This window comes from Falsirhodobacter algicola, from assembly GCF_018279165.1.
In the GTDB taxonomy this organism is placed as follows: Bacteria; Pseudomonadota; Alphaproteobacteria; order Rhodobacterales; family Rhodobacteraceae; genus Falsirhodobacter; species Falsirhodobacter algicola.
Genome location: NZ_CP047289.1, coordinates 1218532 through 1245126, shown reverse-complemented (window position 1 = coordinate 1245126; position 26595 = coordinate 1218532). Strand labels below are relative to the sequence as shown.

General features: G+C 67.4%; 29 protein-coding genes and 1 tRNA gene. 17 read left to right on the top strand and 13 right to left on the bottom strand.

Features of this window, described 5'->3' with window-relative positions:
- Positions 1–5 precede the first annotated feature (5 nt).
- Positions 6–167, bottom strand: a complete 162-nt coding sequence (locus GR316_RS06285; protein ID WP_211783117.1) for a hypothetical protein — start codon at positions 165–167, stop codon at positions 6–8.
- The gene (gene argH, locus GR316_RS06280; RefSeq protein WP_211783116.1) at positions 164–1564 is read right to left on the bottom strand and encodes an argininosuccinate lyase; all 1401 of its coding nucleotides are present in this window, start codon (positions 1562–1564) and stop codon (positions 164–166) included. Before argH ends, GR316_RS06285 begins: the two co-directional genes overlap by 4 nt.
- A 22-nt stretch (positions 1565–1586) precedes the next feature.
- On the opposite strand from argH, the gene GR316_RS06275 reads away from it, so the two are divergent.
- Entirely contained in the window at positions 1587–2117 is a 531-nt protein-coding gene (locus GR316_RS06275) for a TlpA family protein disulfide reductase (protein ID WP_211785127.1), read from the top strand.
- Here GR316_RS06275 and GR316_RS06270 read toward each other — a convergent pair.
- Complete coding sequence (locus GR316_RS06270; protein WP_211783115.1) at positions 2076–2669, bottom strand: DNA-3-methyladenine glycosylase I; 594 nt, start codon at positions 2667–2669, stop codon at positions 2076–2078. The genes GR316_RS06275 and GR316_RS06270 overlap by 42 nt on opposite strands.
- Before the next feature lie 92 nt (positions 2670–2761).
- On the opposite strand from GR316_RS06270, the gene GR316_RS06265 reads away from it, so the two are divergent.
- The gene (locus tag GR316_RS06265) at positions 2762–3586 is read left to right on the top strand and encodes an EAL domain-containing protein (RefSeq protein ID WP_211783114.1); all 825 of its coding nucleotides are present in this window, start codon (positions 2762–2764) and stop codon (positions 3584–3586) included.
- Between the two features lie 33 nt (positions 3587–3619).
- On the opposite strand, the gene GR316_RS06260 is transcribed toward GR316_RS06265, so the two are convergent.
- The 3 genes from GR316_RS06260 to GR316_RS06250 form a co-directional block, all read right to left on the bottom strand.
- A complete protein-coding gene (locus tag GR316_RS06260) occupies positions 3620–3787 on the bottom strand; it encodes a YdcH family protein (RefSeq protein ID WP_211783113.1) in 168 nt (55 codons plus the stop codon).
- A 69-nt stretch (positions 3788–3856) separates the two neighbouring features.
- Positions 3857–4618: a tRNA1(Val) (adenine(37)-N6)-methyltransferase gene (locus GR316_RS06255; RefSeq protein ID WP_211783112.1), complete on the bottom strand. Its 762-nt coding sequence runs from the start codon at positions 4616–4618 to the stop codon at positions 3857–3859.
- The gene (locus GR316_RS06250) at positions 4615–4824 is read right to left on the bottom strand and encodes a putative signal transducing protein (protein ID WP_211783111.1); all 210 of its coding nucleotides are present in this window, start codon (positions 4822–4824) and stop codon (positions 4615–4617) included. The genes GR316_RS06255 and GR316_RS06250 overlap by 4 nt, the downstream gene beginning before the upstream one ends.
- A 44-nt stretch (positions 4825–4868) precedes the next feature.
- Between GR316_RS06250 and GR316_RS06245 the strand changes: the two genes are divergently transcribed.
- A complete protein-coding gene (locus tag GR316_RS06245; RefSeq protein ID WP_211785126.1) occupies positions 4869–5870 on the top strand; it encodes a polyprenyl synthetase family protein in 1002 nt (333 codons plus the stop codon).
- Between the two features lie 4 nt (positions 5871–5874).
- Here the strand turns inward: GR316_RS06245 and GR316_RS06240 are convergent, their stop codons facing one another.
- The 3 genes from GR316_RS06240 to GR316_RS06230 form a co-directional block, all read right to left on the bottom strand.
- Positions 5875–6693 (bottom strand): 4-(cytidine 5'-diphospho)-2-C-methyl-D-erythritol kinase, encoded by an 819-nt coding sequence (locus GR316_RS06240; RefSeq protein WP_211783110.1) that lies wholly within the window; start codon positions 6691–6693, stop codon positions 5875–5877.
- Positions 6680–8386, bottom strand: a complete 1707-nt coding sequence (locus GR316_RS06235; RefSeq protein ID WP_211783109.1) for a tetratricopeptide repeat protein — start codon at positions 8384–8386, stop codon at positions 6680–6682. Before GR316_RS06235 ends, GR316_RS06240 begins: the two co-directional genes overlap by 14 nt.
- Positions 8387–8470: 84 nt before the next feature.
- The gene (locus GR316_RS06230; RefSeq protein ID WP_211783108.1) at positions 8471–10114 is read right to left on the bottom strand and encodes an electron transfer flavoprotein-ubiquinone oxidoreductase; all 1644 of its coding nucleotides are present in this window, start codon (positions 10112–10114) and stop codon (positions 8471–8473) included.
- A gap of 222 nt (positions 10115–10336) precedes the next feature.
- Here GR316_RS06230 and greA point away from each other — a divergent pair, with 222 nt between their 5' ends.
- Entirely contained in the window at positions 10337–10807 is a 471-nt protein-coding gene (gene greA, locus GR316_RS06225; RefSeq protein ID WP_211783107.1) for a transcription elongation factor GreA, read from the top strand.
- Between the two features lie 7 nt (positions 10808–10814).
- Positions 10815–11678, top strand: coding sequence for a hypothetical protein (locus tag GR316_RS06220; protein ID WP_211783106.1), 864 nt, complete (start codon positions 10815–10817; stop codon positions 11676–11678).
- On the opposite strand, the gene GR316_RS06215 is transcribed toward GR316_RS06220, so the two are convergent.
- Positions 11675–12130 carry a GNAT family N-acetyltransferase gene (locus GR316_RS06215; protein WP_313796938.1) on the bottom strand — a complete coding sequence of 152 codons (456 nt, stop codon included), beginning with the start codon at positions 12128–12130 and terminating at the stop codon, positions 11675–11677. The two genes, GR316_RS06220 and GR316_RS06215, sit on opposite strands and share 4 nt — an antisense overlap.
- A gap of 198 nt (positions 12131–12328) precedes the next feature.
- On the opposite strand from GR316_RS06215, the gene GR316_RS06210 reads away from it, so the two are divergent.
- Both GR316_RS06210 and GR316_RS06205 read left to right on the top strand, forming a co-directional pair.
- Entirely contained in the window at positions 12329–13033 is a 705-nt protein-coding gene (locus GR316_RS06210; RefSeq protein WP_211783105.1) for an AzlC family ABC transporter permease, read from the top strand.
- Positions 13030–13347 (top strand): AzlD domain-containing protein, encoded by a 318-nt coding sequence (locus tag GR316_RS06205; protein WP_211783104.1) that lies wholly within the window; start codon positions 13030–13032, stop codon positions 13345–13347. The genes GR316_RS06210 and GR316_RS06205 overlap by 4 nt, the downstream gene beginning before the upstream one ends.
- Here GR316_RS06205 and GR316_RS06200 read toward each other — a convergent pair.
- Positions 13344–13964, bottom strand: coding sequence for a hypothetical protein (locus GR316_RS06200; RefSeq protein ID WP_211783103.1), 621 nt, complete (start codon positions 13962–13964; stop codon positions 13344–13346). The genes GR316_RS06205 and GR316_RS06200 overlap by 4 nt on opposite strands.
- 126 nt (positions 13965–14090) lie before the next feature.
- Here GR316_RS06200 and GR316_RS06195 point away from each other — a divergent pair, with 126 nt between their 5' ends.
- Positions 14091–15026, top strand: coding sequence for an L-threonylcarbamoyladenylate synthase (locus GR316_RS06195; protein WP_211783102.1), 936 nt, complete (start codon positions 14091–14093; stop codon positions 15024–15026).
- A 6-nt stretch (positions 15027–15032) separates the two neighbouring features.
- Here GR316_RS06195 and GR316_RS06190 read toward each other — a convergent pair whose 3' ends face one another.
- A complete protein-coding gene (locus tag GR316_RS06190) occupies positions 15033–15857 on the bottom strand; it encodes a prephenate dehydratase (RefSeq protein ID WP_211783101.1) in 825 nt (274 codons plus the stop codon).
- A gap of 92 nt (positions 15858–15949) precedes the next feature.
- On the opposite strand from GR316_RS06190, the gene GR316_RS06185 reads away from it, so the two are divergent.
- From GR316_RS06185 to GR316_RS06155, 7 genes are all read left to right on the top strand, one after another.
- Complete coding sequence (locus GR316_RS06185) at positions 15950–16423, top strand: c-type cytochrome (RefSeq protein ID WP_211783100.1); 474 nt, start codon at positions 15950–15952, stop codon at positions 16421–16423.
- Between the two features lie 88 nt (positions 16424–16511).
- The gene (locus GR316_RS06180) at positions 16512–18365 is read left to right on the top strand and encodes an extracellular solute-binding protein (RefSeq protein WP_211783099.1); all 1854 of its coding nucleotides are present in this window, start codon (positions 16512–16514) and stop codon (positions 18363–18365) included.
- Positions 18366–19457 (top strand): microcin C ABC transporter permease YejB, encoded by a 1092-nt coding sequence (locus GR316_RS06175; protein WP_211783098.1) that lies wholly within the window; start codon positions 18366–18368, stop codon positions 19455–19457. It abuts the gene before it with no gap.
- Positions 19454–20557 carry an ABC transporter permease gene (locus GR316_RS06170; RefSeq protein WP_211783097.1) on the top strand — a complete coding sequence of 368 codons (1104 nt, stop codon included), beginning with the start codon at positions 19454–19456 and terminating at the stop codon, positions 20555–20557. Before GR316_RS06175 ends, GR316_RS06170 begins: the two co-directional genes overlap by 4 nt.
- Positions 20554–22128, top strand: a complete 1575-nt coding sequence (locus GR316_RS06165; RefSeq protein ID WP_211783096.1) for an ABC transporter ATP-binding protein — start codon at positions 20554–20556, stop codon at positions 22126–22128. The genes GR316_RS06170 and GR316_RS06165 overlap by 4 nt, the downstream gene beginning before the upstream one ends.
- A complete protein-coding gene (locus GR316_RS06160; protein ID WP_211783095.1) occupies positions 22125–23342 on the top strand; it encodes a glycosyltransferase family 4 protein in 1218 nt (405 codons plus the stop codon). The genes GR316_RS06165 and GR316_RS06160 overlap by 4 nt, the downstream gene beginning before the upstream one ends.
- Before the next feature lie 105 nt (positions 23343–23447).
- On the top strand, positions 23448–24383 hold the full coding sequence (locus tag GR316_RS06155) for a hypothetical protein (protein ID WP_211783094.1): 936 nt from the start codon (positions 23448–23450) through the stop codon (positions 24381–24383).
- A gap of 5 nt (positions 24384–24388) precedes the next feature.
- On the opposite strand, the gene GR316_RS06150 is transcribed toward GR316_RS06155, so the two are convergent.
- Positions 24389–24464, bottom strand: a tRNA-Thr gene (locus GR316_RS06150).
- 98 nt (positions 24465–24562) lie between these two features.
- On the opposite strand from GR316_RS06150, the gene GR316_RS06145 reads away from it, so the two are divergent.
- Together GR316_RS06145 and GR316_RS06140 are read left to right on the top strand one after the other, a co-directional pair.
- Positions 24563–26251: a DNA polymerase III subunit gamma/tau gene (locus tag GR316_RS06145; RefSeq protein ID WP_211783093.1), complete on the top strand. Its 1689-nt coding sequence runs from the start codon at positions 24563–24565 to the stop codon at positions 26249–26251.
- 2 nt (positions 26252–26253) lie between these two features.
- Complete coding sequence (locus tag GR316_RS06140) at positions 26254–26595, top strand: YbaB/EbfC family nucleoid-associated protein (protein WP_211783092.1); 342 nt, start codon at positions 26254–26256, stop codon at positions 26593–26595.

The following is a 26595-nucleotide window of genomic DNA, read 5'->3' as shown; positions in this document are numbered from 1 at the left end:
GCCGATCAGCCCCGTACCACGACGCGGGCATCGCCGATGCGCCCGCCGATCGAAGGGGAGACGTTCACCCCGCCCGGACCGATGCCGATGCCCGCCCCGATATGGGGGCCGGGCCCCGGACCGCAGGCGGTCAGCAGCAGCAGGGCGAGAATGGCGAGATGCTTCATCCGAGGAGGTCCTTCCAGCGGGCGATCTGCGCGCGGACCTGATCCGGCGCCGTTCCCCCGTAGGATTGCCGCGAGCGGACGGAATTGTCCACGCCCAGAACATCGAACACATCGGCGCGGATGCCGGCATGGACGCCCTGCATATCCGCAAGCGACAGGTCCGGCAGATCGCAGCCCTTGCCCTCGGCCAGCGCGACCAAGGTGCCGGTGACGTGGTGGGCATCGCGGAAGGGCAGGCCCAGTTCGCGTACCAGCCAATCGGCAAGGTCGGTGGCGGTGGAGAAGCCGGACGCGGCGGCGCGGCGCAGCTCTTCGGTGTTGGCCTGCATATCCTCGACCATGCCGGTCATCGCGGCAAGGCACAGCATCAGGGTGTCGGCGGCGTCGAAGACCTGCTCCTTGTCCTCCTGCATGTCCTTGGAATAGGTCAGCGGCAGGCCCTTCATCACGGTGAAGAGCGCAACCGTCGCGCCCATGATGCGGGCGACCTTGGCGCGCAGCAGTTCGGCGGCGTCGGGGTTCTTCTTCTGCGGCATGATCGAGCTGCCGGTCGTCCAGCGGTCGGACAGGCGCACGAAGCGGAACTGCGCCGAGGACCAGATCACCAGCTCTTCGGCAAAGCGCGACAGGTGCATCGCGCAGATCGACGAGGCAGAGAGGAACTCCAACGCGAAATCGCGGTCGGCGGTCGAATCGAGGCTGTTGGCCGTCGGCCGGTCGAAGCCGAGCGCGGCCGCCGTGGCATGACGGTCGATGGGGAAGCTGGTGCCGGCCAGAGCCGCCGCGCCCAGCGGGCATTCGTTCATCCGCGCCCGCGCGTCTCGGAAGCGCGACAGATCGCGCCCCAGCATCTCGGCATAGGCGAGCATGTGATGCCCCCATGTCACGGGCTGCGCGGTCTGAAGATGGGTGAAGCCGGGCATCACCCAATCGGCCCCGGCCTCGGCCTGAGCCACGAAGGCGCGGATCAGCGTCCGAAGGCCGTCGATCGCCGCGTCGCATTGATCGCGCACCCACATGCGGAAATCCACGGCGACCTGATCGTTGCGGCTGCGGGCGGTGTGCAGGCGGCCTGCGGGTTCGCCGATGATCTCCTTCAGGCGGGCCTCCACGTTCATGTGGATGTCCTCCAGCTCCACCCGGAAGGGGAAGGTACCGGCCTCGATCTCTGACAACACCGTGAGGAGACCTTGGCCGATGGCTTCGGCGTCGTTATCCGTGATGATGCCTTGGGCGGCCAGCATGGCCGCATGGGCCCGCGATCCGGCGATGTCCTGTGCCGCCATCCGCTTGTCGAACCCGATCGAGGCGTTGATCGCCGTCATGATCGCGTCCGGACCGGCGGCGAAACGTCCGCCCCACATGGCGTTGGCGGTGGTCTTGTCGGATGCGGTCATGGTGAAGCCTTCGGAGGATCTGATGCTGCGAGTTCTGTGTGTCGTCTATACCGCCTTGGCGCTTGGCGCAAATGCGGCGATGGCCGATGTGACGGCGGCGAAGGCCGTTCAGGCGGGCGACATGCGCAAGCTGGCCTTCGACGAGGCCCCGCTGCCGAAGGCCGATCTGCTGACGCTGGACGATGCGCCCGCCGCGCTTCCGACCGGCCAGTGGACGGTGCTGAACTTCTGGGCGACATGGTGCCCGCCCTGCCGGCACGAGATGCCCTCGCTCGATCGGTTGCAGGCCGCGCGCCCCGATCTGTCGGTGGTGGCGGTGGCGACGGGGCGCAACCCGGTGCCCAAGCTGCGGCAATTCTTCAAGGAGGAGGGCATCACCCACCTGACCGCGCTGCGCGATCCGGGGCAGACGCTGGCGCGCAGCGTCGGCGTCATGGGCCTGCCGGTGACGCTGCTGGTGAACCCCGAGGGGCAGATCGTCGCCCGCCTGACCGGCGATGCCGAATGGGATTCACCCGATGCGCTTGCCGTTCTGGATGCGCTCTCCCGCTAGGAGGCAGGCCGCGCGGGCGGGGCATCCGAGGATGTGATCGTTCACCAGCCCCGTCGCCTGCAGGAAGGCATAGGTGATGGTCGGCCCGCAAAACCGAAAGCCGCGTTTGCGCAGATCCTTGGAGATGCGCTCCGACAGCGGGGTGAAGGCGGGGATGTCCGCCGCGCCTGCGGGGGCGTTCACCAGCGGGCTGCCCCCCACATGATCCCACAGATAGGCCGAGAAATCGGGAATGGCGGCATAGGCGCGGGCGTTCAGGATCGTCGCCTCGATCTTGCCGCGATGGCGGATGATGCGGGGATCGGCCAGAAGGCGCTGCACATCGGCCTCGCCCCATTCGGCGATGACGGCCGGATCGAAGCCGTGGAACGCCGCGCGGAATCCCTCGCGCCGCCGCAGGATCGTGATCCATGACAGCCCCGCCTGAAACCCGTCGAGGATCAGCTTTTCCCACAGGGCGCGCGAATCGGTTTCGGGGCGGCCCCATTCGGTATCATGATAGGCGACATAGAGCGGATCGGTCCCGCACCAGCCGCAGCGATGCCCGTCCATGGCGTGGCCCAGCCTTCATATCCGCGGTGGATCTTCAGGAGTTGTTTACGCAGCCCGGCGCATGCTGTCCATCCAGAGAGTCGGAGGATGGAATGCCGGATAAACCTCGCAAGCATGGCATCGAGGGGACGCCGCTGGGCGTTGCCGTCGACGCGAACGACCGTCGGACCCTGGACATGGTGTCGCAGGCGCTGGACCAGCAGCGGCTGAAGCTGGCGTTCCAGCCGGTCGTCTCGGCGGCGGATACGGACCGCGTCGCCTTTCACGAGGCGTTGATTCGGGTGATGGACACGACGGGGCGGGTGATCCCCGCCGCCGATTTCATGGACGTGGTGGAGACGCAGGAACTGGGCCGCCGGATCGACGTGGCGGCTTTGGAGATGGGCCTGACCGCGCTGGCGCGGGTGCCGACGCTGCGGCTGGCGGTGAACATGTCCGCACGCTCCATCGGGTATGGGCCGTGGCTGCGCGCGCTGCACCGGGGCCTGAAGCGCGACGTGACCATCGCCGAGCGGTTGATCCTCGAGATCACCGAAAGCTCGGCCATGCTGGTGCCGGAACTGGTGGCCTCGTTCATGGACGATCTGCAGCAGCACGGCATCGCCTTTGCGCTGGACGATTTCGGCGCGGGCTTCACCGCCTTCCGCTATTTCAAGGATTTCTTCTTCGACATGGTGAAGATCGACGGCCAGTTCATTCGCGGCATCGATCGCAGCCGCGACAATCAGGTGCTGACGCAGGCGCTCGCCTCCATCGGGCGGCATTTCGAGATGGTCGTGGTGGCGGAATCGGTGGAGACGGTGGCCGAGGCGGAGTTCCTGCGCGGGATCGGCGTCGACTGTCTTCAGGGCTATCTGTTCGGTGCCCCGTCCACCCGTGTGGACTGGGACAAGGAAAGCCTGCGCATGACAGGATGACAGGCGCCGATGCGGCGCCTGTGCGCTGTGAATTCAGATCCGGGACAGCCGGTTGATCTCCTCCTTCAGGCGGAGTTTCTGTCGTTTGAGGGTGGCAATCTTCAACGTGTCGGTTGCGGGCTGGCGCTGTTCCCACAGTACGGTGTTCGAGAGCGAATCGTGTTTGCGGCGCAGTTCTTGCAGATGCGAAGCGACGGACATGACGACCTCCTGAGTGATTGCGTATGAAGGAATTGCAACACGCTCTGCGAGTCGTGTCACGCATTTCTTTCAGGGGGTGGCGAAGGGCGGGCAGGGACCGGCCGACAGGGGCTGCGGAAAGCCGCCGCCCTCGCGCAGGATGGATCGGGCAAGGGCGGTGGCGTCGTCGTGATCGCCCGCGTGATGCGGGCCTTCGTGCAGGATGGCCGGGGCGGTCATGACGAAATCCCCGCGCCCGCCTTTGCGGGCCTGCAGGATCAGACGCTTGGGGGCGCGCCCCGCGCGCGCGGCCAAGGGCAGAACGGTGATGGAGCCGAGGGCCGCCGGCCAATCGCGCAGCGCATCGGGCAGGCGCGCCGCCCCGAAGATCAGCGTCATCGTGCCCCCCGGACGCAGCCGCCGCGCCATGATCGCGATCCAGCGGCCCAGCGGCAGATCTTCGCGCAGGGCCTTGTCGCGGCCCGGATCGCGGGCGGGGGTGCCGCCCGTGTAATAGGGCGGGTTGGCCATGACATGGTCGAAATCGTCCGTCAGGCGCAGGGCGGCGATGTCCCCTTCGATCACGGTCAACGGCAGGCCGTTCAGCGCCGCATTCCCGCGGGCGAGTTCGGCATAGGCGGGCTGCACCTCCACCCCCGTGACGGCCGCGCCCGTCCGCGCGGCAAGGCACAGCGCCGCGACACCGACGCCGCAGCCCATTTCCAGCACGCGCTGTCCTGCGGTGGCGGGCACGGCAGCGGCAAGGAACACCGGGTCCGTTGCGGCGCGATATCCCGCCCCCGGCTGCCGGATGCGCAGCCGGCCCCCCAGAAAGCCGTCCTCGGTGATCATGTCCCGATGTCGTTGTCCGCCAGAATGCGGACCGCACGTTCGTGATCGTCCTGATGCACCATCATCCGCCGGGGCAGGGCGCCGATGCCGCCGTCAAGGATGCTCATGTGGACGTCCATGACAAACACGTCTATACCCTCGCCGTGAAGCAGCGCCTGTGCGAAGGCGATCTCGGTTGGGTCGGTGGTGCGCAGAAGCTCTTTCATGCCAAAAGGATATGCGGCAGACATCGGTTTGTCGAGGATCGGGGATTGACGTGGACGACGTTTCGCAGAAGCCGCATGACCGGCTGGGGGCGTGGCTTGCCCCGGACATGGACCGGGTGAACGTCCTGATCCGGGATCGGATGGCCTCTCGGCACGCACCCCGCATCCCGGAAGTGACCGCCCATCTGGTGGAGGCGGGGGGCAAACGTCTGCGCCCCATGCTGGTGCTCGCGGCGGCGCGGATGTGCGGCTATGACGGCCCGTTCCACGTCCACCTCGCCGCCACGGTGGAGTTCATTCACACGGCCACCCTCCTGCACGACGACGTGGTGGACGAAAGCGCGCAGCGCCGGGGCCGCCCGACGGCCAACCTTCTGTGGGACAACAAATCCTCGGTGCTGGTGGGGGATTATCTGTTTGCGCGGTCCTTCCAGCTGATGGTCGAACCGGGGCGGATGGATGTGCTCGACGTGCTGTGCAACGCCTCGGCGACGATCGCCGAAGGTGAGGTGCTGCAACTGACCGCTGCGCAGGATCTGGCGACGACCGAAGAGATCTATCTTCAGGTGGTGCGCGGCAAGACGGCGGCGCTGTTCGCCGCTGCGGCCGAAGTCGGCGGCATGATCGCGGACGCCACCCCGGCGCAGGTCGCGGGGCTGCGCGATTATGGCGATGCGCTGGGCATCGCGTTCCAGATCGTGGACGATCTACTGGATTACGGCGGCGTCGCCGAAACCATCGGCAAGAACACCGGCGACGATTTCCGCGAGCGCAAGCTGACGCTGCCGGTGATCAAGGCGGTGGCCTTGGCCGATGCCGACGAAACGGCCTTCTGGCAGCGCACCATCGCCGAGGGCGATCAGGCCGAGGGCGATCTGTCCCGCGCGCAGGAGATCCTTGCCCGTCACGGCGCGATGGAGGCGGCGCGCGCCGATGCCATCGCTTGGGCCGAGCGGGCGAAATCCGCCCTCGATCCGCTGCCGGCGCATGATCTGCGCGACATGCTGGTGGATCTGGCCGATTACGTGGTAGCCCGCATCCGCTAAGGGGTCAGGCCTCCAACGGGGCGGCGGCGGTCCACCATGCGGCGGGCAGGCGCGCGGCCCCGGCCCGGGCCTCGGCCTCGGTGGAGAATAGGCCGAAACAGGTGGCCCCCGATCCCGACATCCGCGCCATAAGGCAGCCGGGCAGCGCATCGAGCGCATCCCGCACCGTGCCGATGATCGGCGCGACCTGCCGGGCGGGTTCCTCGAGATCGTTGCGCATGCCGCGCAGCCAGCGGGCCAGTTCGATCACCGTGGGGAACACCGGAATGTCCGGCATCGGCGCGCCGAACCCGCCAAGCCGCGCGAAAACCTGCCCCGTCGGCACGGGAACCCGCGGGTTCGCCAGCACCAGCCACGCCTTCGGCATCAGCACCGGATAAAGCCGCTCTCCGATGCCCGACATCCGCACCGCCTGCGCGTTCAGGCAGACGGGGACATCGGCGCCAAGGGCCACCACATCCTCCGGCCGGGGAAGCGAGCGTCCGGTCAGCCCGGCCATCACCTTCAGCGCCGCCGCCGCATCCGCCGATCCGCCGCCGATGCCCGAGGCGACGGGCAGCACCTTTTCCAGCCGCAGCGATGCCCGTCCGCCCATCAGGCGGGCGGCGCGCAGCACCAGATTGTCGGGCTCGTCGCGCAGGGCCTCGGCCTCGGGGCCGCTGACGGAGAGGGTCAGATCCTCCGCTTCGGTGCCCGACAGCGTATCCCCGATCCCTGCAAACACCACGAGGCTGTCGAGAAGATGATACCCATCCTCGCGCCGCCCGGTGACGTGCAGCGTCAGGTTGATCTTGGCGCGCGCCAGCGCCTCAATGCGCGTCATGGCCGTGGGCGGCAAGAAGCGCGGCGAAATCATCTTCGCCCTCTTCGATCAGCACATGATCGAGCCCGTTTTCCAGCTTGCTCTGGATGCGCTCCACCTCGCCGGGTTCGGGGTTGAAGGTCAGGGCGCGGCGCCACTGGAACCGCGCCTCGCTGCGGCGACCGACGGCCCAGTAGATGTCGCCGAGGTGGTCGGTCAGGATCGGATCGGTCGGCTCGGCGAGTATCGCCGTCTCGATCGGGGCCACGGCCTCGTCGAAGCGGCCAAGGCGGAACAGCGCCCAAGCGAGGCTGTCCTGAATGGCGGCGGAATCGGGGCGTGCCTCCACGGCGTCGCGGATCATGCCGAGCGCCTCGTCGAGTTCGCGCCCCTGTTCCACCAGTGAATAGCCGAGATAGTTCAGCACATCCGGCTGGCCCGGCTGCAACTCCAACGCGCCGCGCATGTCGCGCTCGGCCTCTTCATCTTGCCCGAGGCGTTCATGCACCATGCCCCGGCTGAAGAGCACGGGCCAGTATTCGGCGGCCGGCACGCCGATGATGGCGATCGCCCGGTCATAGGCGGGCAGGGCGGCGTCGTAATCCTCGGTGCGGCGCAGCGCGTCGGCATAGGCGACCTGCGGGCCAAGGGCGTCGGGCCGCGCCTTCGCCAGATCGGCGAGCACGGCCACGGCCTCCTCGTCGCGATCCGCGGCAAAGAGCGCGTCGCCCCGCGCGATGCGGGCGGCTTCCCACAGGGGGTCCGTCTCCGGCACGGCATCCAGCGCGGCCAGCGCGAGGTCCGGCTGCCCCTGCTGGGACAGAAGCCCGCCGACCAGCATCTGCGCCTCGGCGTGATCGGGGCGCAGTTCGGTGGCGACACGGCCATAGAGGAGGGTGAAGGTATCGCCCGCCTCGCCCTGAAGGGCGGCGGCGATGGTGTAGAACACCTCGGCCACGCCGTCCTGCGGGTTGCGCGCGATGTCCCATGGCAGGGTTTCGCCTGCCTCCAGTGCCGCCGACAGGGTGGTGACGGTGGGATCGGTGGGGGCGAAGCTCTGACGCAGAAGGGCCAGCGCCTCGTCCTTGCGATCGAGCTGCGAGAGGATTTCCACATGGGCGAGGACGCCGCGCCGTGTCAGCGCCAGCGGATGGTCGGTATCGGCAAAGATCGCCTCCGCCCCCTCCATATCGCCGACGGCGGCGCGGGCCAGCGCCATGTGATAGCGGCCGAACGCCTCTAGCCCCTGCGTGCGGGCCACGGTGCCGAACCCCTCCAGAGCGCCCTGCGCATTGCCGCGCCCCAGTTCCGCCCAGGACAGGACCAACTGCTGCAACAGCGCACCGACCGAAGGCAGATCGACCCCGGCCTTGCTGACGGCATCCCAATCGCCGGCCTTCACCTGCGCCACCAGCAGCGCGACATACATCGGCTGCCCATTGAGGCCGAGCGCGCCCATCGTCTGGGCGGCGGCCTCGGCCTTGTCGAAATTGCCCGCGGCGATGTTGCCGATGATCGCGCCTTCGAGAAGATCGGGATTGTTCGCATCGGCCTGCAGGGCGCGTTCGAACCAGACGGCGGCGGCGGGATGGTTGCCATCCTCGGCGGCGACCCGCGCCGCAAGATAGGCACCGGGATCCTGCGCCAGCCCGGCAAGGGGCCAGACAAGCCCGCCGATCAGCGCGGATCGGCACATGGAAAACATCTTGGGCATCTGGCCTCCGGCAGCGATCCCCTGACGATACGGCGACTTCGGCCGGATCGCAAACCCCGGAGGTCCGGGGCGCGGGGTTGTGATCTACATGTTCGGATAGTTCGGACCGTCACCGCCCTGCGGCGTGGTCCAGACGATGTTCTGCGCCGGGTCCTTGATGTCGCAAGTCTTGCAATGCACGCAGTTCTGGAAGTTGATGACGAAACGCGGGCCGTCCGCATCCTCCACCACCTCATAGACGCCTGCGGGGCAGTAGCGCTGCGCCGGTTCGGCGAAATTGGGCAGGGTGTAGGTGACGGGGATCGCCGGGTCCTTCAGCACGAGATGGGAGGGCTGGCTCTCTTCGTGGTTGGTGAAGGAATAGGCGACGTTGGTCAGCCGGTCGAAGGACAGAACGCCATCGGGCTTGGGATAGTCGATGGGCGTGAAATCGGCGGCCTTGCCGGTGGCGGCGGCATCGGTCTTGCCATGCCGCATCGTTCCGAAGATCGAACGACCGAAGAGTTCGTTCGTCCACATGTCGAAACCGCCCAGCACCAGCGATCCCGCCAGACCGAACTTCGACCACAGCGGTTTGACGTTGCGCACGCGGTGCAGATCGCGCCCGATCGCGCCCTCGCGCACGGCGGTCTCGTAGCTGTCCAGCACATCGCCCTCGCGGCCCGCGGCCATCGCCTCGGCGGCGGCATTGGCGGCGGCGATGCCCGACAGCATGGCGTTGTGGTTGCCCTTGATGCGCGGCAGGTTCACCATCCCCGCCGAACAGCCCAGCAGCGCCACACCCTCGGCCACCAGCGTCGGAAGCGACTGCCAGCCACCTTCGGTGATCGCCCGCGCGCCATAGGCCACGCGTTTGCCGCCCTTCAGAAGCTCGGCCACCATGGGGTGATGCTTGAAGCGTTGGAACTCGGCATAGGGATAGAGATGCGGGTTCTCGTATCCCAGATGGACGACGAACCCGATCAGCACCTGATTGTTCTCGGCGTGATAGATGAAGGAGCCGCCACCGGCATTCTTGCCCAGCGGCCAGCCCATCGTGTGGGTGACGGTGCCGGGGCGGTGCTTGGCGGGGTCGATCTCCCAGATCTCCTTCATGCCGAGGCCGTATTTCTGCGGCTCGGATTCCAGACCGTGGCGGGCGATGACCTGACGCGACAGGCTGCCGCGCACGCCTTCGGCCAGCAGGACATACTTGCCGTGAAGCTCCATCCCCGGCTCGTATCCCGGACCGGGGGTGCGGTCGGCGTTCAGGCCGAACTCCCCCGCGACGACGCCCTTCACCCGGTCGCCCTCATAGACGAGTTCGGAACAGGCCATGCCGGCAAAGATCTCGACGCCGAGCGCTTCGGCTTGTTCGGCCAGCCAGCGGCAGACATTGGCCATGCTGACGACATAGTTGCCGTGATTGTTCATCAGCTTCGGCATCGGCCCGTTCGGGATGCGGGTGCTTCCCGTCTCGGTCAGATAGAAGAAGTTGTCCTCGGCGACCTTCACCGTCACCGGGGCGCCCTTGGCCTTCCAGTCCGGGATCAGCGCATCAAGGCCGACCGGGTCCAGCACCGCGCCCGACAGGATATGGGCCCCGATCTCGGAGCCTTTCTCCAGCAGGACCACGGACAGGTCGGGATCGATCTGCTTCAGCCGGATCGCCGCCGACAGGCCCGCCGGGCCGCCTCCGACGATCACGACATCGTAGTCCATCGATTCGCGGGTAGGGGCGTCTGTCATGCGTGGTACCTCGGCTTGGGGCGTGTCCCGGGCTGATCCGCGTTTGTGGCGCAGGTGCGTCAGGAGGTCAACGCGCCAATCCCGCGCGGGTGCGAGATGTTCCGCGCATAATCGGGCAGGGCGCTTGCAATTCTCGCGGCGCTCTGTGCAGTCTGACGGACGAAGGACATCAAGGTCACGGCCCCCTCGCGGGCCGTGGCTTTGCTTTTACGGTGAAGGCCAATGGACAAGATCCCGATGACCCGCGCGGGGTTCACCGCGCTCGACCAGGAACTGAAGACGCTGAAATCGGTGGAACGACCGTCGGTTATCCGCGCCATCGCCGAAGCGCGCGAGCTGGGCGACCTTTCGGAAAACGCGGAATACCATTCCGCGCGCGAGAAGCAGAGCTTCATCGAAGGCCGCATCAAGGAGCTGGAGGGCATGCTGTCCCTTGCCGAGGTGATCGACCCCAAGAAGCTCTCGGGTGCGATCAAGTTCGGCGCGACCGTTACCCTCGTGGATGAGGATACGGACGAAGAGAAGACGTATCAGATCGTCGGCGAGGCCGAGGCGGATATCGAGAACGGCCTTCTGAACATGCGCTCGCCGCTGGCGCGGGCGCTGATCGGCAAGGATGAGGGCGACAGCGTGGAGGTGAAGACCCCCGGCGGCGATCGCAGCTACGAGGTCCTCTCTGTCCGCTACATCTGAGGGCCGCATGGCAGAGCATGACGATCGCGATTTCGGGCCGCTGGGCCGACCGGGCTCCGGCCCGGCCCCCGAGGTGCTGGGCGGGGCTGCGGCCCTGTTCTGGATCCTGCTGGTCCTTGGCTGGTGGCTGAGCCGTCCGGACGGCGAAGGGCCGGGCCTTTTGATGGTGATCCTCCTGCTGGCGCCGCCGCTGGGTCTGGTGGCGCTGCTTGTGTCGGCGCTGCGGACGCTGCGCGATCTGCGCGCCGAAACCGCCCGTTTGCGCACCGCACTCGACAGCGCCGGCGCGGCCCCCCGCGCCACCACGCGCCCCGAGGCGATGCGCACCCCGGTGCAGCCCCCCGTCCTGCGCCCCGAGGAGCAGCCGAGCCTCGCCTTCGAGGAACCGGAGGACGTGTCCGAGCTGACGATCGAGGATTTCATCCGCGCGCTCGATTTCCCCGATTCCGAAGAGGATGAGGCCGGGATCGACGCCTTGCGCCATGCGCTGGCCGATCCGGCGGCGGCCAAGCTGATCCGCGCGGCGCAGGATGTGCTGATGCTGCTGGCCGAAGACGGCGTCTTCACCGACGAGCTTGCGCCGAGCGGGCTGCGCGTCGATCTGTGGCGGCGCTTTGCCGCCGGGGAACGCGGGGCCGACCTTGCGGCGGTGGGGGCGATCCACGACCGCGCCGCGCTGAGCGCCATCATGGGCCGCCTGCGCGAGGATCAGATCTTCCGCGATGCGGTGCATCATTTCCTGCGCAGCTTTGATCGCAGCCTTCAGGCCTTTGCCGAATTCGCCACCGATGCCGAGATCGGCGCGCTGGCCGACAGCCGCACCGGGCGCGCCTTCATGCTGACGGCGCGCAGCGCGGGCGTCTTCAACTAGACCGCACGGACCATGGTGATGGTGGCGCCGAATCCGTAGATCGGCGCCGCGATCCGGTTGTGCACCCGGTCCACCTCGTGGAAACCAAGCCGCAGATACAGATCGCGGGCGCGCAGGTTGCTGTCCACGACATCGAGCCGCACCGCCGGATGGCCGCGGGTGCGGGCCTCGTCGCAGATGGCGGCGATCAGCGCGGTGCCGATGCCCCGCCCGCGATACCCGCCCGCCACACACAGCCCGTCGATCAGAAAGCGCCGGTTGTCGGTGTCCTGCTGCAACAGGCCAAGGGCGGCGCGCCGCCAACCGGCCCCGGTGCGCCCGAAGATGTCGCGCATCGCCTGCGGATCGGCCTGCACGAACGCCCCCTGCACGGTCTTGAACCCGCACAGGCCCAGAAGGCGGCCGTGATCGGTCATGGCGATGGCATGGTCGGGGCGCAGGGTGCGGCGCACCAACTCGCGCCCCCGCGCCGCCGGGCCGAGAACGCGGCCCAGCTTGCCGCCGAACGCCTCCCAGTAAAGGGCGGCCGCATCGGCGCGGAAGGTTTCGGGCAGGGGGTGTTCAAGCCGCAGGGGACCGCTCCGCGTGATTGCATCCGCTGCTTCAGGGGAATATGCCGGGCAAGCGAGGGCGTAAAGCGCGGAGGAGCCATGCCAACCATTCCACGCGATTACCTGCGGGGGATCGCCGCGGCGTCGCCCTTCATCCTTGTCATCGCCCCCTTTGCCCTGCTGTTCGGCATCGTCGGGACCGAGGCGGGGCTGAACCTTCTGGAAGTGCTGACCTTCTCGGTGCTGGTGGTGGCGGGGGCGGCGCAGTTCGTCGCGCTCCAGCAGCTTCAGGATCATGCGCCGGTGCTGATCATTCTGGTGATGTCGCTGGCGGTCAATCTGCGCTTTCTGATGTATTCGGCGGCGATGTCGGTGCATCTGCGCGACGCCAGCCGGTGGCAGCGCATCCTTGCCGCCTATACCCTGACCGATCAGAGCTTTGCCCTGACCATGGCCGAGGCCGAGACCGGGCCGCGCACGACCCGCCTGATCCCGTTCTATTTCGGCAGTGCGACGGTGATGGTCGGGCTCTGGTATGTCGGCACGGTGATCGGGGCGCTGGCCGGATCGGCGATCCCGCCCGCCTTCGCGCTGGATTTCGCGCTGCCCATCACCTTCATCGCGATGCTGGCGCCGCTGCTGCGGACATTGGCGCATGTCGCGGCCTGTTTCGTGTCGATCGCGGCGTCGCTGCTCTTGGCGGGGCTGCCCTTCGGCACGGGGCTTCTGGTTGCGGCGCTGATGGCGATGGCCACGGGCGCGGCCGTGGAGACATGGCAGAGCCGGCGGGGGGCACAGGCATGACGGATCCGGTGCGCCTGTGGCTCGTCATGCTGGTGCTGGGCGCGGGGACGTTCCTGCTGCGCTACGCTTTCCTTGCGCTGCGCGGTGAGTTTCCGCCCCTTGCGCTGCGTCTGCTGCGCTATACGCCCGTAGCCGTGCTGCCGGGCCTCGTCGCGCCGATGGTGCTCTGGCCCGCCGCGACGGGCGGAGAGACCGACCCCGCCCGGCTGGCCGCCGCCATCGCCACGGTGGCGGTCGGCCTGTGGACGCGCAACGTCCTTGCGGGCATCCTCGGCGGGGCGGCGGTGCTCTATGGCCTGCTCTGGCTGCTTTAGAAGGCGGGGAACTGCGCGCGCGGATCGCCGGGGGCCACCAGTTCCACGCCGTAATCCTTGCGGGCCGTGGCGTCGGTGATGCGGCGTTCCTGAACGCCCGGCAACGTGCGGAACCGTTCCATCAGCGTGGCGGGGAACCATGTCCGGCCAAGGCCCTCGAACCCCGGCACCCCGGCCAGAACGCCGGTGATCGACCGCGCGCAATGGGCCTTGCTGACGGCGCCCCAGTTCTGCGCGCGCTGGGCGACCATCTCCGCCACCTCTGCGGATACGGGGATGGTCTGTTCCACCACATCCCATTCCTCGCGGGCGTGATAGTCGATGTAGAAATCGACCATCTTGTCGTTCATGCCATAGATGACGTCGTTGCGTTCGGGCAATTGGGGGTGCTGGAAGGTGCCCGCAGGGTCGAACAGGATGCGCTGACGGCCGTTGATCAGAAGGCCCGAATGCCCGCCATTGCCGTTCGATCGGCGCACCACCGTGAACAGGGTGATCGAGGGGGGATCGTCGCTGTGATAGGCCGCACGGGTGACGGCGGCGTCGGGCGCCCATTTGGGTTCGGCGCAGGCGGCAAGGCTGCAAAGCGCCAGAAGGCAGAGGATCAGATTACGCATGAAGGCTCCGGCTGTCGGATGGGCGGAACGCCCGCGCCGGAAGGTGTAGCCCGCCTGCGGGGCGGAGTCACGCTTGCGCCCGCGCCGCGCCGGGGGTAGCGAGAAGGTGTGTTGCGAAGGCCACCCATGGACACGACCCTTCTTTCTGCCGATGACGCCGGTATCGGCGCCGCCGCCGCGATCCTGCGGGCGGGCGGGCTCGTCGGGTTCCCCTCCGAAACCGTCTACGGGCTGGGGGGCGATGCGCGCGACGACCGCGCCGTCGCCCGCATCTACGAGGCCAAGGGTCGGCCCAGCTTCAACCCCCTGATCGTGCATCTGCCCGACGCCGAGGCCGTGGACCGTTATGCCCGCCTGCCGAAGGGTTTCGACCGGCTGGCCGGGTTCTGGCCGGGGCCGCTGACGCTCGTTCTGCCGCTGCGCCCCGATGCGGGGCTGTCGCCCTTGGTGACGGCGGGGCTGGACAGCGTGGCCGTGCGGGTGCCGGGCCATCCGGTGACACGGGCGCTGCTGCGGGCCTTCGGCGGGCCGCTGGCGGGGCCGTCGGCCAACCCCTCGGGGCGGATCAGCCCGACGCGGGCCGCGCATGTGATGGACGGGCTGGCCGGCCGGATCGAGGCGGTTCTGGATGGCGGACCTTGCGCCGTCGGGGTCGAATCCACGATCCTCGGGCTTGTGGATGCGCCCGTGCTGCTGCGCCCCGGTGGCATCCCGCAAGAGGCGCTTGAGGCGATTCTGGGGCCGCTGGCCACCGGGGGGGATGCGGCAAAGCCCTCGGCTCCGGGGCAGCTTCTGTCCCATTACGCGCCGCGCGGGCGCGTCCGGCTGGAGGCGCGCGCCGCCGCGGGCGAGGTTGGGATCGGCTTCGGTCCGGGGCCGGAGGCGTTGAACCTCTCGCCCTCGGGCGATCTGGTGGAGGCGGCGGCGAACCTCTTTCACCTGCTGCGCGCCGCCGATGATCTGGCCGGAGAGGGTGGCACCATCGCCATCGCGCCGGTGCCCCAGACGGGCCTTGGCCGCGCAATCAACGACCGGCTGCGCCGCGCCGCCGCGCCGCGCTGATCGCCCCTAGGGGCGGCGGCGGGGATACGTTCCGAGGATGGAGATGTTGGTCGTGAAATAGGCCAGCTCGTCCAGCGCCAGTTTCACATTGGCATCGTCCGGGTGGCCTTCGATATCGGCATAGAACTCCGTCGCGACGAAGGCCCCGCCCACCATATAGCTTTCCAGCTTGGTCATGTTCACGCCATTGGTCGCAAACCCGCCCAGCGCCTTGTAGAGCGCGGCCGGAATGTTGCGCACGCGGAAGGTGAAGGTCGTCACCATCCGCTCGGCGCGGCGCGACAGGTCCGCCTCGCGCGCGCAAAGCAGGAAGCGCGTCGTGTTGTCGGCATTGTCCTCCACCCCGTCGGCAAGGATCTGAAGGCCGTAGATCTCGGCGGCGAGGCGCGGGGCGAGGGCGGCGAGTTCCGGATCGGCGCGTTCGGCCACGATCCGGGCCGAACCGGCGGTATCGGCCCCCGTCAGCGTACGGATGCCGTGTTCGCGAAGAAAGCCGCGCACTTGGCCCAAAAGGACGGCATGGCTCATGGCGTGGCGCACGCCCGAAAGCGTCGCGCCAGTGGGGCCCATCAGGGCGACTTCGACGCGGACGAACGCTTCGTCGATGATCTTCAGGCTGGAATTGGGCAGCAGCGCGTGAATGTCGGCCACGCGGCCATAGGTGGAGTTTTCCACCGGCAGCATCGCAAGGTCGGTCTGGCCCGACAGACAAGCCTCGATCGCATCCTCGAAGGTGGGGCAGGGCAGCACGTCCATGTCGGGCCGCGCGGTGCGGCAGGCGGCGTGCGAATAGGCGCCGAGCTCCCCTTGGAATGCGATGCGTGCGGCCATGTGTCTTCCCCCCGAGTGTCTGGCCTTCGTGAGTAGCGCTTGCGACGGGTCCGGGGAAGCCTTTAAGTGGGGCCGATACGGATGAGGGGTGCATGGGCAGTCTGACGCAGTGGATCGCGGCGGGTTCCGGCGCCCTTCTGGCGCTCTTGTGCCTGAACTGGGCCGCGGTGGAGGTCTATGCCCCGCGCCCGGCGCCGGGGCAGGTACCCGCCGCGCAAACCCGGCCCGACCCCCCCGCCGCCCCGCCGCCCGAAACGCTGGCGGCAGGCGATGCGGAGCGGGGGCGGCAGGTCTTCACCCGCTGCGCCGCCTGCCACCGGATCGGCGCGGACGGCATCGGCCCGCATCTGGACGGGGTCGTGGGCCGTCCGGCGGCCTCGGTCCCGGACTATGCCTATTCGGGCGCGCTGCGGGCGATGGACGGCGCGCCTTGGACGGTGGAGCGTCTGTCGGCCTTTCTGGCCAATCCGCGCGGCTTTGCGCCCGGCACGAAGATGGCGTTCGCGGGGCTTCCCTCGGCGCAGGACCGGGCGGACGTGATCGCCTATCTGAACGAAACGCGATGAGCGGGGGCCCGCGGCTCACACATTCGCGCCTTGAGGCTGGTGCCCGGGCGGGGTTAGCATCGCGCGACCACAACGAAGGGGATACGGGATGATCTTGTCGCGCCGCAGCATGCTTGGGGGTTTCGGCATGTCGGCCTTCGCGCTGGCCTATCCGAACCTGATCCCGGCCCCCGCCGCCGCGCAGGAGCCTGCGGGCGATCCGTCGCGGATCATCCGGGCGCATGGCTTCTCCACCTTCGGCAATCTGAAATACGGGCCGGATTTCGCGCATCTGGATTACGTCAACCCGGACGCCCCGAAAGGGGGCGAGATCTCGGTCTGGTCGCAGGGCACCTTCGACAGCTTCAACCCCTATGCCCGCGTGGGCCGGGCACCGGCCTATTCGGCGCTCCCCTATGAGAGCCTTCTGGGCGATGTCGCCGACGAAATCAGCGCCGGTTACGGCCTCGTCGCCCGCGAGATCGAATACCCCGAGACGCAGGACTGGGTGATCTTCCACATGCGCCCCGAGGCCGCCTTCTCGGACGGAACGCCGGTCACGGCGCAGGATGTGGTCTTCAGCCATTATCTGCTGCTGGAGCAGGGGCTGCCCTCCTATGCGCAGGCGGTCAAGGCGCTGATCCCGGTGGCCGAGGCGATCGACGATCACACCGTCCGCTTCGTCTTTGCCGATGGGGTGCCGCGCAAGAACCTGATCTCGCAGGCGGGGGGCGTGCCGATCTGGTCCAAGGCGTGGTATGAGCGCACGGGCGCGCGGCTGGACGAAAGCCGGTTCGAAACCTCGCCGGGGTCCGGGCCGTGGATGATCGACAGCTGGGACGTGAACCGCCGCATCACCCTGCGCCGCAATCCCGACTATTGGGGCCGCGATCTGCCGCTGATGCAGGGCCGCGCCAATTTCGAGACCATCCGGGTGGAGTTCTTCGCCGACACCTCCGCCGCCTTCGAGGCGTTCAAGGCGGGGCAATTCACCTTCCGGCAGGAGAACAGCTCCATCACATGGGCGACGGGCTACGATTTCCCCGCGCTGCAACGCGGCGACGTGATCAAGGAAGAGCTTCCCGATGGGTCCATGCCGGCGGCGAGCGGTTTCGTGTTCAACCTGCGCCGCCCGCAGTTTCAGGATCGCCGGGTGCGGCAGGCGCTGTCGCTGATGTACAACTTCGAATGGACGAATGCGACGCTGCAATACGGCCTCTTCCAGCAGCGCGAAAGTTTCTGGCAGAACACCGACCTTGCCGCGTCCGGCCCGCCCGAGGGGCGCGAGTTGGAGCTTTTGCAGGAGGTCGCGGACCAGCTTCCGGCCGAAATCCTGACCGAACCTGCGGTGATGCCCCATACGTCGGGCGAGCGGCAGCTGGACCGGCGCAATCTGCGCGCGGCGCTGGCGCTGATGGAGGATGCGGGCTGGACCGGCGATGCGACCGGGCAGTTGATGAAGGACGGGCAGGGCCTCGTGGTGGAGTTCCTGACGCAGGATCCGCAGATGGACCGCTATGTCATCCCCTATGTGGACAACCTGAAGGCGCTGGGCGTGAATGCCAGCTATCGGCGCGTGGACCCGGCGCAATATACCAGCCGCGAACGTGCCTTCGACTGGGACATGATCTACGACGCCTACGGCAACTCCGCCGAAGAGGGGATCGGCCTGTCCCAGCGCTTTGGCTCGGACGCCAAGGAGGATGTGTTCAACCCGGCGGGCTTTGCCTCCCCCGCGGTGGACCATCTGATCGAACGCGTGGTCAATGCCGACACCGAAGAGGAGATGGCCGCCGGCGTGCGCGCCGTGGACCGGGTGCTGCGCTACGAACGGATCATGGTCCCGACATGGTATCTGGGCCGGTTCTGGGTGGCCTATTGGAACGAATATGGCCGACCGGACACGCTGCCGCCCTATGCGCTGGGCCAGCTTGATTTCTGGTGGTCGACGAAGGCCGCCTGAATGGGAGCGTATGTTCTTCGCCGCCTGCTGCTGATCCTTCCGGTTCTGCTGGGCATCATGATCATCAACTTCGCGCTGGTGCAGTTCGTACCGGGCGGCCCGATCGAACAGATCATCGCCAATATGGAAGGGCAGGGCGATGTTCTGCAGGGCGTCACCGGCGGGCAGGGCGATGCCGTCCGCTCGGACGTGACCTCGGGCCTGACGGGGACGACCTATGTCGGATCGCGCGGCCTGCCGCCCGAATTCATCGCCGATCTCGAACGCCAATTCGGCTTCGACAAACCGCCCTTGCAGCGTTTCTTGCTGATGATGGGCAATTATCTGCGGCTGGATTTCGGGGAAAGCTATTTCCGCTCCATCTCCGTGGTGGATCTGGTGCTGGAGAAAATGCCCGTGTCGATCACGCTCGGCCTGTGGTCGACGGTGATCGCCTATCTGGTGTCGATCCCCCTGGGCATCGCCAAGGCGACGCGCGACGGCACGCGGTTCGACACATGGACCTCGGCGCTGGTGATCGTGGCCTATGCCATTCCGGGCTTTCTGTTCGCGATCCTGCTCCTCGTGCTGTTCGCGGGGGGGAGCTATTTCCAGTGGTTCCCGATCCGGGGGCTGACCTCGGACAATTGGGCCGAGCTCGGACCGCTGGCCAAGGTCGGGGATTACTTCTGGCACATCGCGCTGCCGGTCCTCGCCTCCACCATCGCCAGCTTCGCCACGCTGACGCTGCTGACCAAGAACAGCTTCCTCGATGAGATCAAGAAGCAGTATGTGATGACCGCCCGCGCTAAGGGCCTGACCGAACGGCGGGTGCTCTATGGCCATGTGTTCCGAAATGCGATGCTGATCGTGGTGGCGGGGTTCCCGGCGGTCTTCGTCAGCGTCTTCTTCGGCGGCAGCCTCATCATCGAGACGATCTTCTCGCTCGACGGGTTGGGGCGGCTGGCCTACGAGGCGGCGGTGGGCCGCGATTATCCGGTCGTGTTCGGCACGCTGTTCGTGTTCAGCCTGATCGGCCTCGTGGTGGGACTGGTGTCGGACCTTATGTATGTCTGGATCGACCCGCGCATCGATTTCGGGAGCCGTGGATGAGCCCGCTGACCAAGCGCCGCTGGCGCAATTTCCGCGCGAATGGCCGGGCCTTCTGGTCGCTCTGCATCTTTGCGGTGCTGTTCGCCATCGCCCTCTGCGCCGAATTCGTGGCCAACGACAAACCGCTCCTCGTCAGCTATCGCGGGCATTGGATGACGCCGGTCACAAGCTTCTATCCCGAAACCGCCTTCAACGGCGATTTCCGCACCGAAGCCGATTACCGCGCCCCCGAGGTGCAGTGCCTGATCGTGACGGGCGGGTCCGAGACGTGCTTCGACGATCCGGACGGCGCCATGGCAGAAGCCCGCACCAGCGGCACCGTGGACGGCGCGGCGGTGGAGACGGGATGGCTGCTCTGGCCGCCCATCCCCTACAGCTACGACACGGTGAACAACCTTGGCCGCGCCGCCCCGTCGCCGCCCGATGCGCAGCATTGGCTGGGCACGGACGACACGGCGCGCGACGTGCTGGCGCGGGTGATCTACGGCTTCCGCCTCTCGGTCGGCTTTGCGCTGGTGGTGACGCTGCTGACCTCGGTCATCGGGATCGCGGCGGGCGCGGTGCAGGGCTATTTCGGCGGCTGGGTGGATCTGACCTTCCAGCGCCTGATCGAGCTGTGGTCCTCCACCCCGATGCTCTATGTCATCATCATCGTGGGCGCGATCTGGCGGCTGGATTTCTGGTCGCTGGTGATCCTGTCGGTGATGTTCGGCTGGACGGCGCTGGTGGGCGTGGTGCGGGCCGAATTCCTGCGGGCGCGCAATTTCGAATATGTGCGGGCGGCGCGGGCGCTTGGGGTCAGCGATGGGCGGATCATGTTCCGCCATGTGTTGCCGAACGCGATGGTCGCCACCGTCACCATGCTGCCCTTCATCATCGCCGGGGCGATCGGCAGCCTCGCGGCGCTCGATTTCCTTGGCTTCGGGCTGCCGTCCTCGGCGCCCTCGCTCGGGGAGTTGACGCTTCAGGCCAAGCAGAACCTGCAGGCCCCGTGGCTGGGCTTCACCGCCTTCTTCACCTTCGCCATCATGCTCTCGCTCCTCGTCTTCATCTTCGAGGGGGTGCGCGACGCCTTCGACCCCAGAAAGACCTTCAAATGACCGTGCTGGAGGTGACCGACCTCAACATCCGCTTTCGTCAGGAAACCGCGACCCATCACGCGGTGCGCGGCGTGTCCTTCACCGTCGGCAAGGGGGAGACGGTGGCCCTCGTGGGGGAAAGCGGGTCGGGGAAATCCGTGACCGCGCTCTCCACCGTGCAGCTTCTGGGCGACAGTGCCGAGGTGAGCGGCTCCATCCGCTATCAGGGGCGCGAGATGGTGGGCGCACCGGCCCGTACCTTGCGGGCGGTGCGGGGCAACGACATCAGCTTCATCTTTCAAGAGCCGATGACCTCGCTGAACCCGCTGCACACGATCGAAAAGCAACTGGTCGAAAGCATCGGGCTGCATCAGGGCCTGCGGGGGGCACCGGCCCGTGCCCGCGCTCTCGAGATGCTGGAAAAGGTGGGCATCCGCGATGCCGAAAGCCGCCTCGGGGCCTATCCGCACCAGCTTTCGGGCGGGCAGCGGCAGCGGGTCATGATCGCGATGGCGCTGGCCAATGGGCCCGAGCTGCTGATCGCGGACGAACCCACCACCGCGCTCGATGTGACCATTCAGGCTCAGATCCTCGAGCTTCTGGCCGATCTGAAAACGCGCGAGGGGCTGAGCCTTCTTTTCATCACCCACGATCTGGGCGTGGTGCGCCGCATCGCCGACCGCGTCTGCGTCATGCAGAACGGCGAGATCGTGGAGCAGGGCCGCACTGCCGACATCTTCGCCGATCCGCGTCATCCCTACACGCGCAAGCTGCTGGCTGCCGAACCCACGGGCCGCCCCGATCCCTTGCCCGCCGCCGCGCCCGAGGTGCTGCGGACCAAGGATCTGCGCGTCTGGTTCCCGATCCAAGGCGGGCTGCTGCGCCGCACCGTGGGCCATGTGAAGGCGGTGAACGGCGCAAGCCTGTCGGTCCGCGCCGGCGAAACGCTGGGCATCGTGGGGGAAAGCGGCTCCGGCAAGACGACGCTCGCCCTTGCCATCCTGCGCTTGATCGACAGCGAAGGCCCCGTGGTCTTTCTGGGCCGCGACATTCAGGGCGCGCGCGCACGGGCGCTGCGGGGAATGCGCAAGGACATGCAGGTGGTCTTTCAGGACCCGTTCGGTAGCCTGTCCCCCCGCATGACCGTGGAGGAGATCATCGCCGAGGGCCTTGGCGTGCACGGCGCCGCCGGGGACCGGCACGCGATGGTGGCGGAGATCATGGCCGAGGTCGGCCTCGATCCGGCGACGATGTCGCGCTATCCGCACGAATTCTCGGGCGGGCAGCGCCAGCGGATCGCCATCGCGCGGGCGATGATCCTGCGCCCCCGGCTCGTGGTGCTGGATGAGCCGACCTCCGCGCTCGATATGACGGTGCAGGTGCAGATCGTGGAATTGCTGCGCGGATTGCAGCGGCGGCACGGCCTTGCCTATCTCTTCATCAGCCACGATCTGCGCGTGGTGCGGGCGCTCTCGCACCGCATCATGGTGATGCGCGCCGGCGATGTCATCGAAGAGGGCGAGGCCGAACAGGTCTTCACCGCGCCCGCCACCGCCTACACCCGCGCGCTTCTGGAGGCGGCCCTGTCATGAAGATCCTCTTCGTCCACCAGAACTTCCCCGCGCAGTTCGTGCATCTGGCCCCCGCGCTGCGCCGCCGGGGCCATGACGTGCGCGCGCTGACCGATTCCACGAACCAGCGCACCTCGCCCGTGCCATCGGTCATGTACCGCTACACCCCCGAAACGGTCGATCCGGCCGCCACGCGGTTGGGGCGCACCTTCACGCAGGTCAGCGATCGGGGCGTGACGGTGGCCCGCGCCGCCCGGCGCATGCGCAACGACGGCTATGTGCCCGATGTCATCTTCGGCCATTCCGGCTGGGGGGAGACGCTGTTCCTGAAACAGGTCTGGCCCGAGGCGCGCCTGCTGATCTATGCCGAGTTCTATTACAAGGGGGAGGGGACGGATATCGGCTTCGATCCCGAATTCGGCACCCTGACCTTCGAATCGGGCCTGATCGCGCAAAGCCGCGCCGCGCATCTTGCCCAATCGCTGGTCCATGCCGAAGCGGGCGTCGCGCCCACGCACTGGCAGGCCGGCACCTTCCCGCCGTCGCTGCGCCGGATGGTGAAGGTGATCCATGACGGCGTAAACACCAGCGTCATGAAGCCCGACCCCGCCGCCCGGTTCGAATTGCCCGATGGCCGCGTTCTGACCCCGGGCGACGAGGTTCTGACCTTCGTGAACCGCAACCTCGAACCCTATCGCGGCTATCACGTCTTCATGCGCGCCTTGCCCGAGGTGATGGCCGCCCGGCCCGATGCGCAGGTGCTGATCGTCGGCGGCGACGGCGTCAGCTATGGCACCGCCCCGCCCGAAGGCAGCTGGAAAGAGCGTTTCCTCTCCGAAGTGCAGGACCGGCTGGACCTGTCGCGCGTGCATTTCCTTGGGAATATTCCCTATGACCGGTTCCGCAATCTGCTTCAGGTCAGCCGCGCCCATGCCTATCTGACCTATCCCTTCGTTCTGTCTTGGTCGATGCTGGAGGCGATGTCGGTCGGCGCGCTGGTCGTCGGTTCGGACACCGCCCCGGTGCGCGAGGCGATCACCCATGGGGAAACCGGCCTCTTGGTCGATTTCTTCGACGTACCCGCATGGTCGCGCACCCTGACCGAGGCGCTGGCCGATCCCGAGCGTTTTCGCCCCATTCGCGCGGCGGCAAGACAACTTGTGCTTGAACGCTACGACCTCGACACGTTATGCCTGCCGCAGATGATACGCTTTGTGGAGGGATTGGAGGGATAGCCGCCGATCCGCTCAGAAGGCGTTGGCACCAGACCTGTGTTCGATATAAGGCTGCGCGGTGCGGGCGCGGGTGAAGGCGTGTCCGCCGTCAAGACAGGACACGACATGCGCACTTGCTATCTTCATGCCGGGATGCCGAAGACCGGATCGACGTCAATCCAGAACGCGTTCCACGGCTATGCCTCGGACACGCTGCGCTATGCGGATCTGGGGCATTCGAACCACGGTACGCCCCTCGTGTCCTGTTTCGCTGCGAAGCCCGAGAAGTTCTACATCTTCCGCAACCGGCAGTATTCGGCGGCGCGGGTGGCCGAAGAGGTGACCAAGCATCGCAGTCGTCTGGAGCGGGAGGTCAAGAAGCCGGGCGATCTGATTCTGTCGAGCGAGGCCATCGTCGATCACCTGAACGCCGAGGAGATCGGCGCGATGGCCGATTTTCTGCGCGGCCATTTCGATCGGGTGCAGGTCATCATCTATGTCCGCCCCCTTGCGTCGCTGGCCGCCAGCCAGATGCAGGAGCGGATCAAGGCGGGGCAGATGAAGTTTTTCGTCCCCGATCCGACCTACAAGCGCCGCTTCCAAGCCTTCATCGAACATTTCGGCCGGGACAGCATCACCTTCGTCCGCTTTACACGCGAAGATCTGGTCGGGGGCAGCCCCGTTTCGGACTTCTGCTCGCGCGTGGGGGCGAAGGATTTGGCCAAGGATGACGTGTCCCAGAACGAGGCCCTGTCGGCAGAGGCGCTTGGCGCGCTTTATGCCTTCAACAAATTCGTCGGCCCGCATCTTCCGATGCGCAGCAAGGTGGAGATGCGCACGGCTCTGAAGACGCGCTTGCGGAATGTGAAGGGCACGAAATTCGCGCTGACCGAAGACCTCGTGAACGCGCATATCAAAAAGCATGCGGCCGACGTGCTCTGGGCCGAGGAAACCTGCGGTTTCGACGTACGGGGGCGCACGGTTTCGGCTGCGGATGCCATCGGCAGCGAGGCCGATCTTCTGGCGGCGGCGGCGCGTGCCAAGCCGTCCCGGAAACGTTGAGTGGATGGTGCCCCCAGAGAGACTCGAACTCCCGACCCGCTGATTACAAATCAGCCGCTCTACCAGCTGAGCTATAGAGGCATCGCGCTTCAGTTACAGCCAAATGCCGCCTCTGGCAAGGGTGGACGAAACCGGGTGCCGTGCCTAGGTTGAGGCGGATCCGAATCCGGGACATGACGATGAACGACACCCCCGCCGCCGCCTATCAGGTGCTGGCCCGCAAGTATCGCCCCGAGACTTTTGCCGACCTCGTCGGGCAGGAGGCGATGGTGCGGACGCTGAAGAACGCGTTCGCTGCGGACCGGATCGCGCATGCCTTCATCATGACCGGCATCCGCGGGACCGGAAAGACGACGACGGCGCGGATTATCGCCAAGGGGTTGAACTGCACCGGGCCGGACGGCACGGGCGGGCCGACGACCGATCCTTGCGGTGTTTGCGATGCCTGCCGCGCCATCGCCGAGGGGCGGCATGTGGACGTGATGGAAATGGACGCCGCCTCGCGTACCGGGGTGAACGACATCCGCGAGATCACGGAATCGGTGCATTACCGCGCCGCCTCGGGCCGCTATAAGATCTATATCATCGACGAGGTTCACATGCTGTCGACCAGCGCGTTCAACGCGCTGCTGAAGACGCTGGAGGAACCGCCCGCCCATGTGAAGTTCATCTTCGCTACGACCGAGATCCGCAAGGTTCCCGTCACCGTCCTGTCGCGCTGTCAGCGGTTCGATCTGAAACGGATCGAGCCGGAGGTGATGATCGCCCTGCTGCGCCGCATTGCCGGGCGCGAGGGGGCTGAGATCGCCGATGACGCGCTGGCGCTGATCACGCGGGCGGCCGAAGGGTCGGCCCGCGATGCGACGAGTCTCTTGGATCAGGCGATCAGCCACGGCGCCGGGGAGACGACGGCCGATCAGGTGCGCGCCATGCTGGGCCTTGCCGACCGGGGCCGGGTGCTGGACCTGTTCGATCTGGTAATGAAGGGCGATGCGGCGGGCGCCTTGGCCGAACTGGCCGCGCAATATGCCGATGGGGCCGATCCGATGGCCGTGCTGCGCGATCTGGCCGAGGTGACGCATTGGATCAGCGTCATCAAGATCACCCCCGAAGCCGCCGAGGATCCCACCACCTCGCCCGACGAACGCGCGCGCGGGCTGGAGATGGCGGGCACCCTGCCGATGCGGGTGCTGACGCGGGCATGGCAGATGCTGCTGAAGGCGCTGGAGGAGGTGGCTGCGGCCCCGAACGCGATGATGGCCGCCGAGATGGCGATCATCCGTTTGACCCATGTCGCCGATCTGCCGGACCCCGAAACGCTGATCCGCCGCATCCAATCCTTGCCGCAGCCGACCCATGCTGCCCCCGCGCCGGGCGCGGCGCCGCAGGGCGGCGGGGGCGGGCGCATGGCCCGCGCGGTCGGGGGCGGCACGGTGGCGCAGGCGCTGCCCGCGACGTTCGAGAGCGTCGTCGGCATCATCCGCGAAAAGCGGGACATGACCCTTTTGTACGAGGTGGAGAACAACCTGCGCCTCGTCAGCTATCAGCCCGGCCGCATCGAGTTCGAGCCGGGCCCGACCGCTCCGCGCGATCTGGCCTCGCGGCTGGCGCAGCGGCTTCAGGGCTGGACGGGCCAGCGTTGGGGCGTGTCGGTTGTGGCCAATGGCGGCGCGCCGACCATCGCCGAACAGCAGGCGGTGGAGGCGGATGCCGCCCGCGCCGAGGCCGCGCGCCTTCCGATCGTGCAGGCGATCCTCGCCGCCTTTCCGGGGGCCGAGATCGCGGAGATCCGCGCGCCGGTGGCCGATGCCGCCGCCGAGGCGCTGCCGGAAGTCGAAGATGAATGGGACCCCTTCGAGGAGGAATGACGATGTTCGGACTGGGTGGCTTGGGCGATATGTCCAAGATGATGAAGCAGGCACAGGACCTGCAAACCAAGATGGCCGAGATGCAGGAGCAGCTGGCCCAGACCATCGTGATCGGCACGTCCGGCGCGGGGCTGGTGACGGCGCGCTGCACCGCCAAGGGCGATCTGACGGGGCTGGATATCGATCCGTCGATCTTCGTCGCCTCGGAGAAGGAAGTGGTGGAGGATCTGATCCTTGCCGCCATCAAGGACGCACAGAAGAACGCGGCCGAGCGGATGCAGTCGGAAATGTCGCGCATGACCGAAAGCCTCGGCCTGCCGGCGGGCATGAAGCTGCCCTTCTGA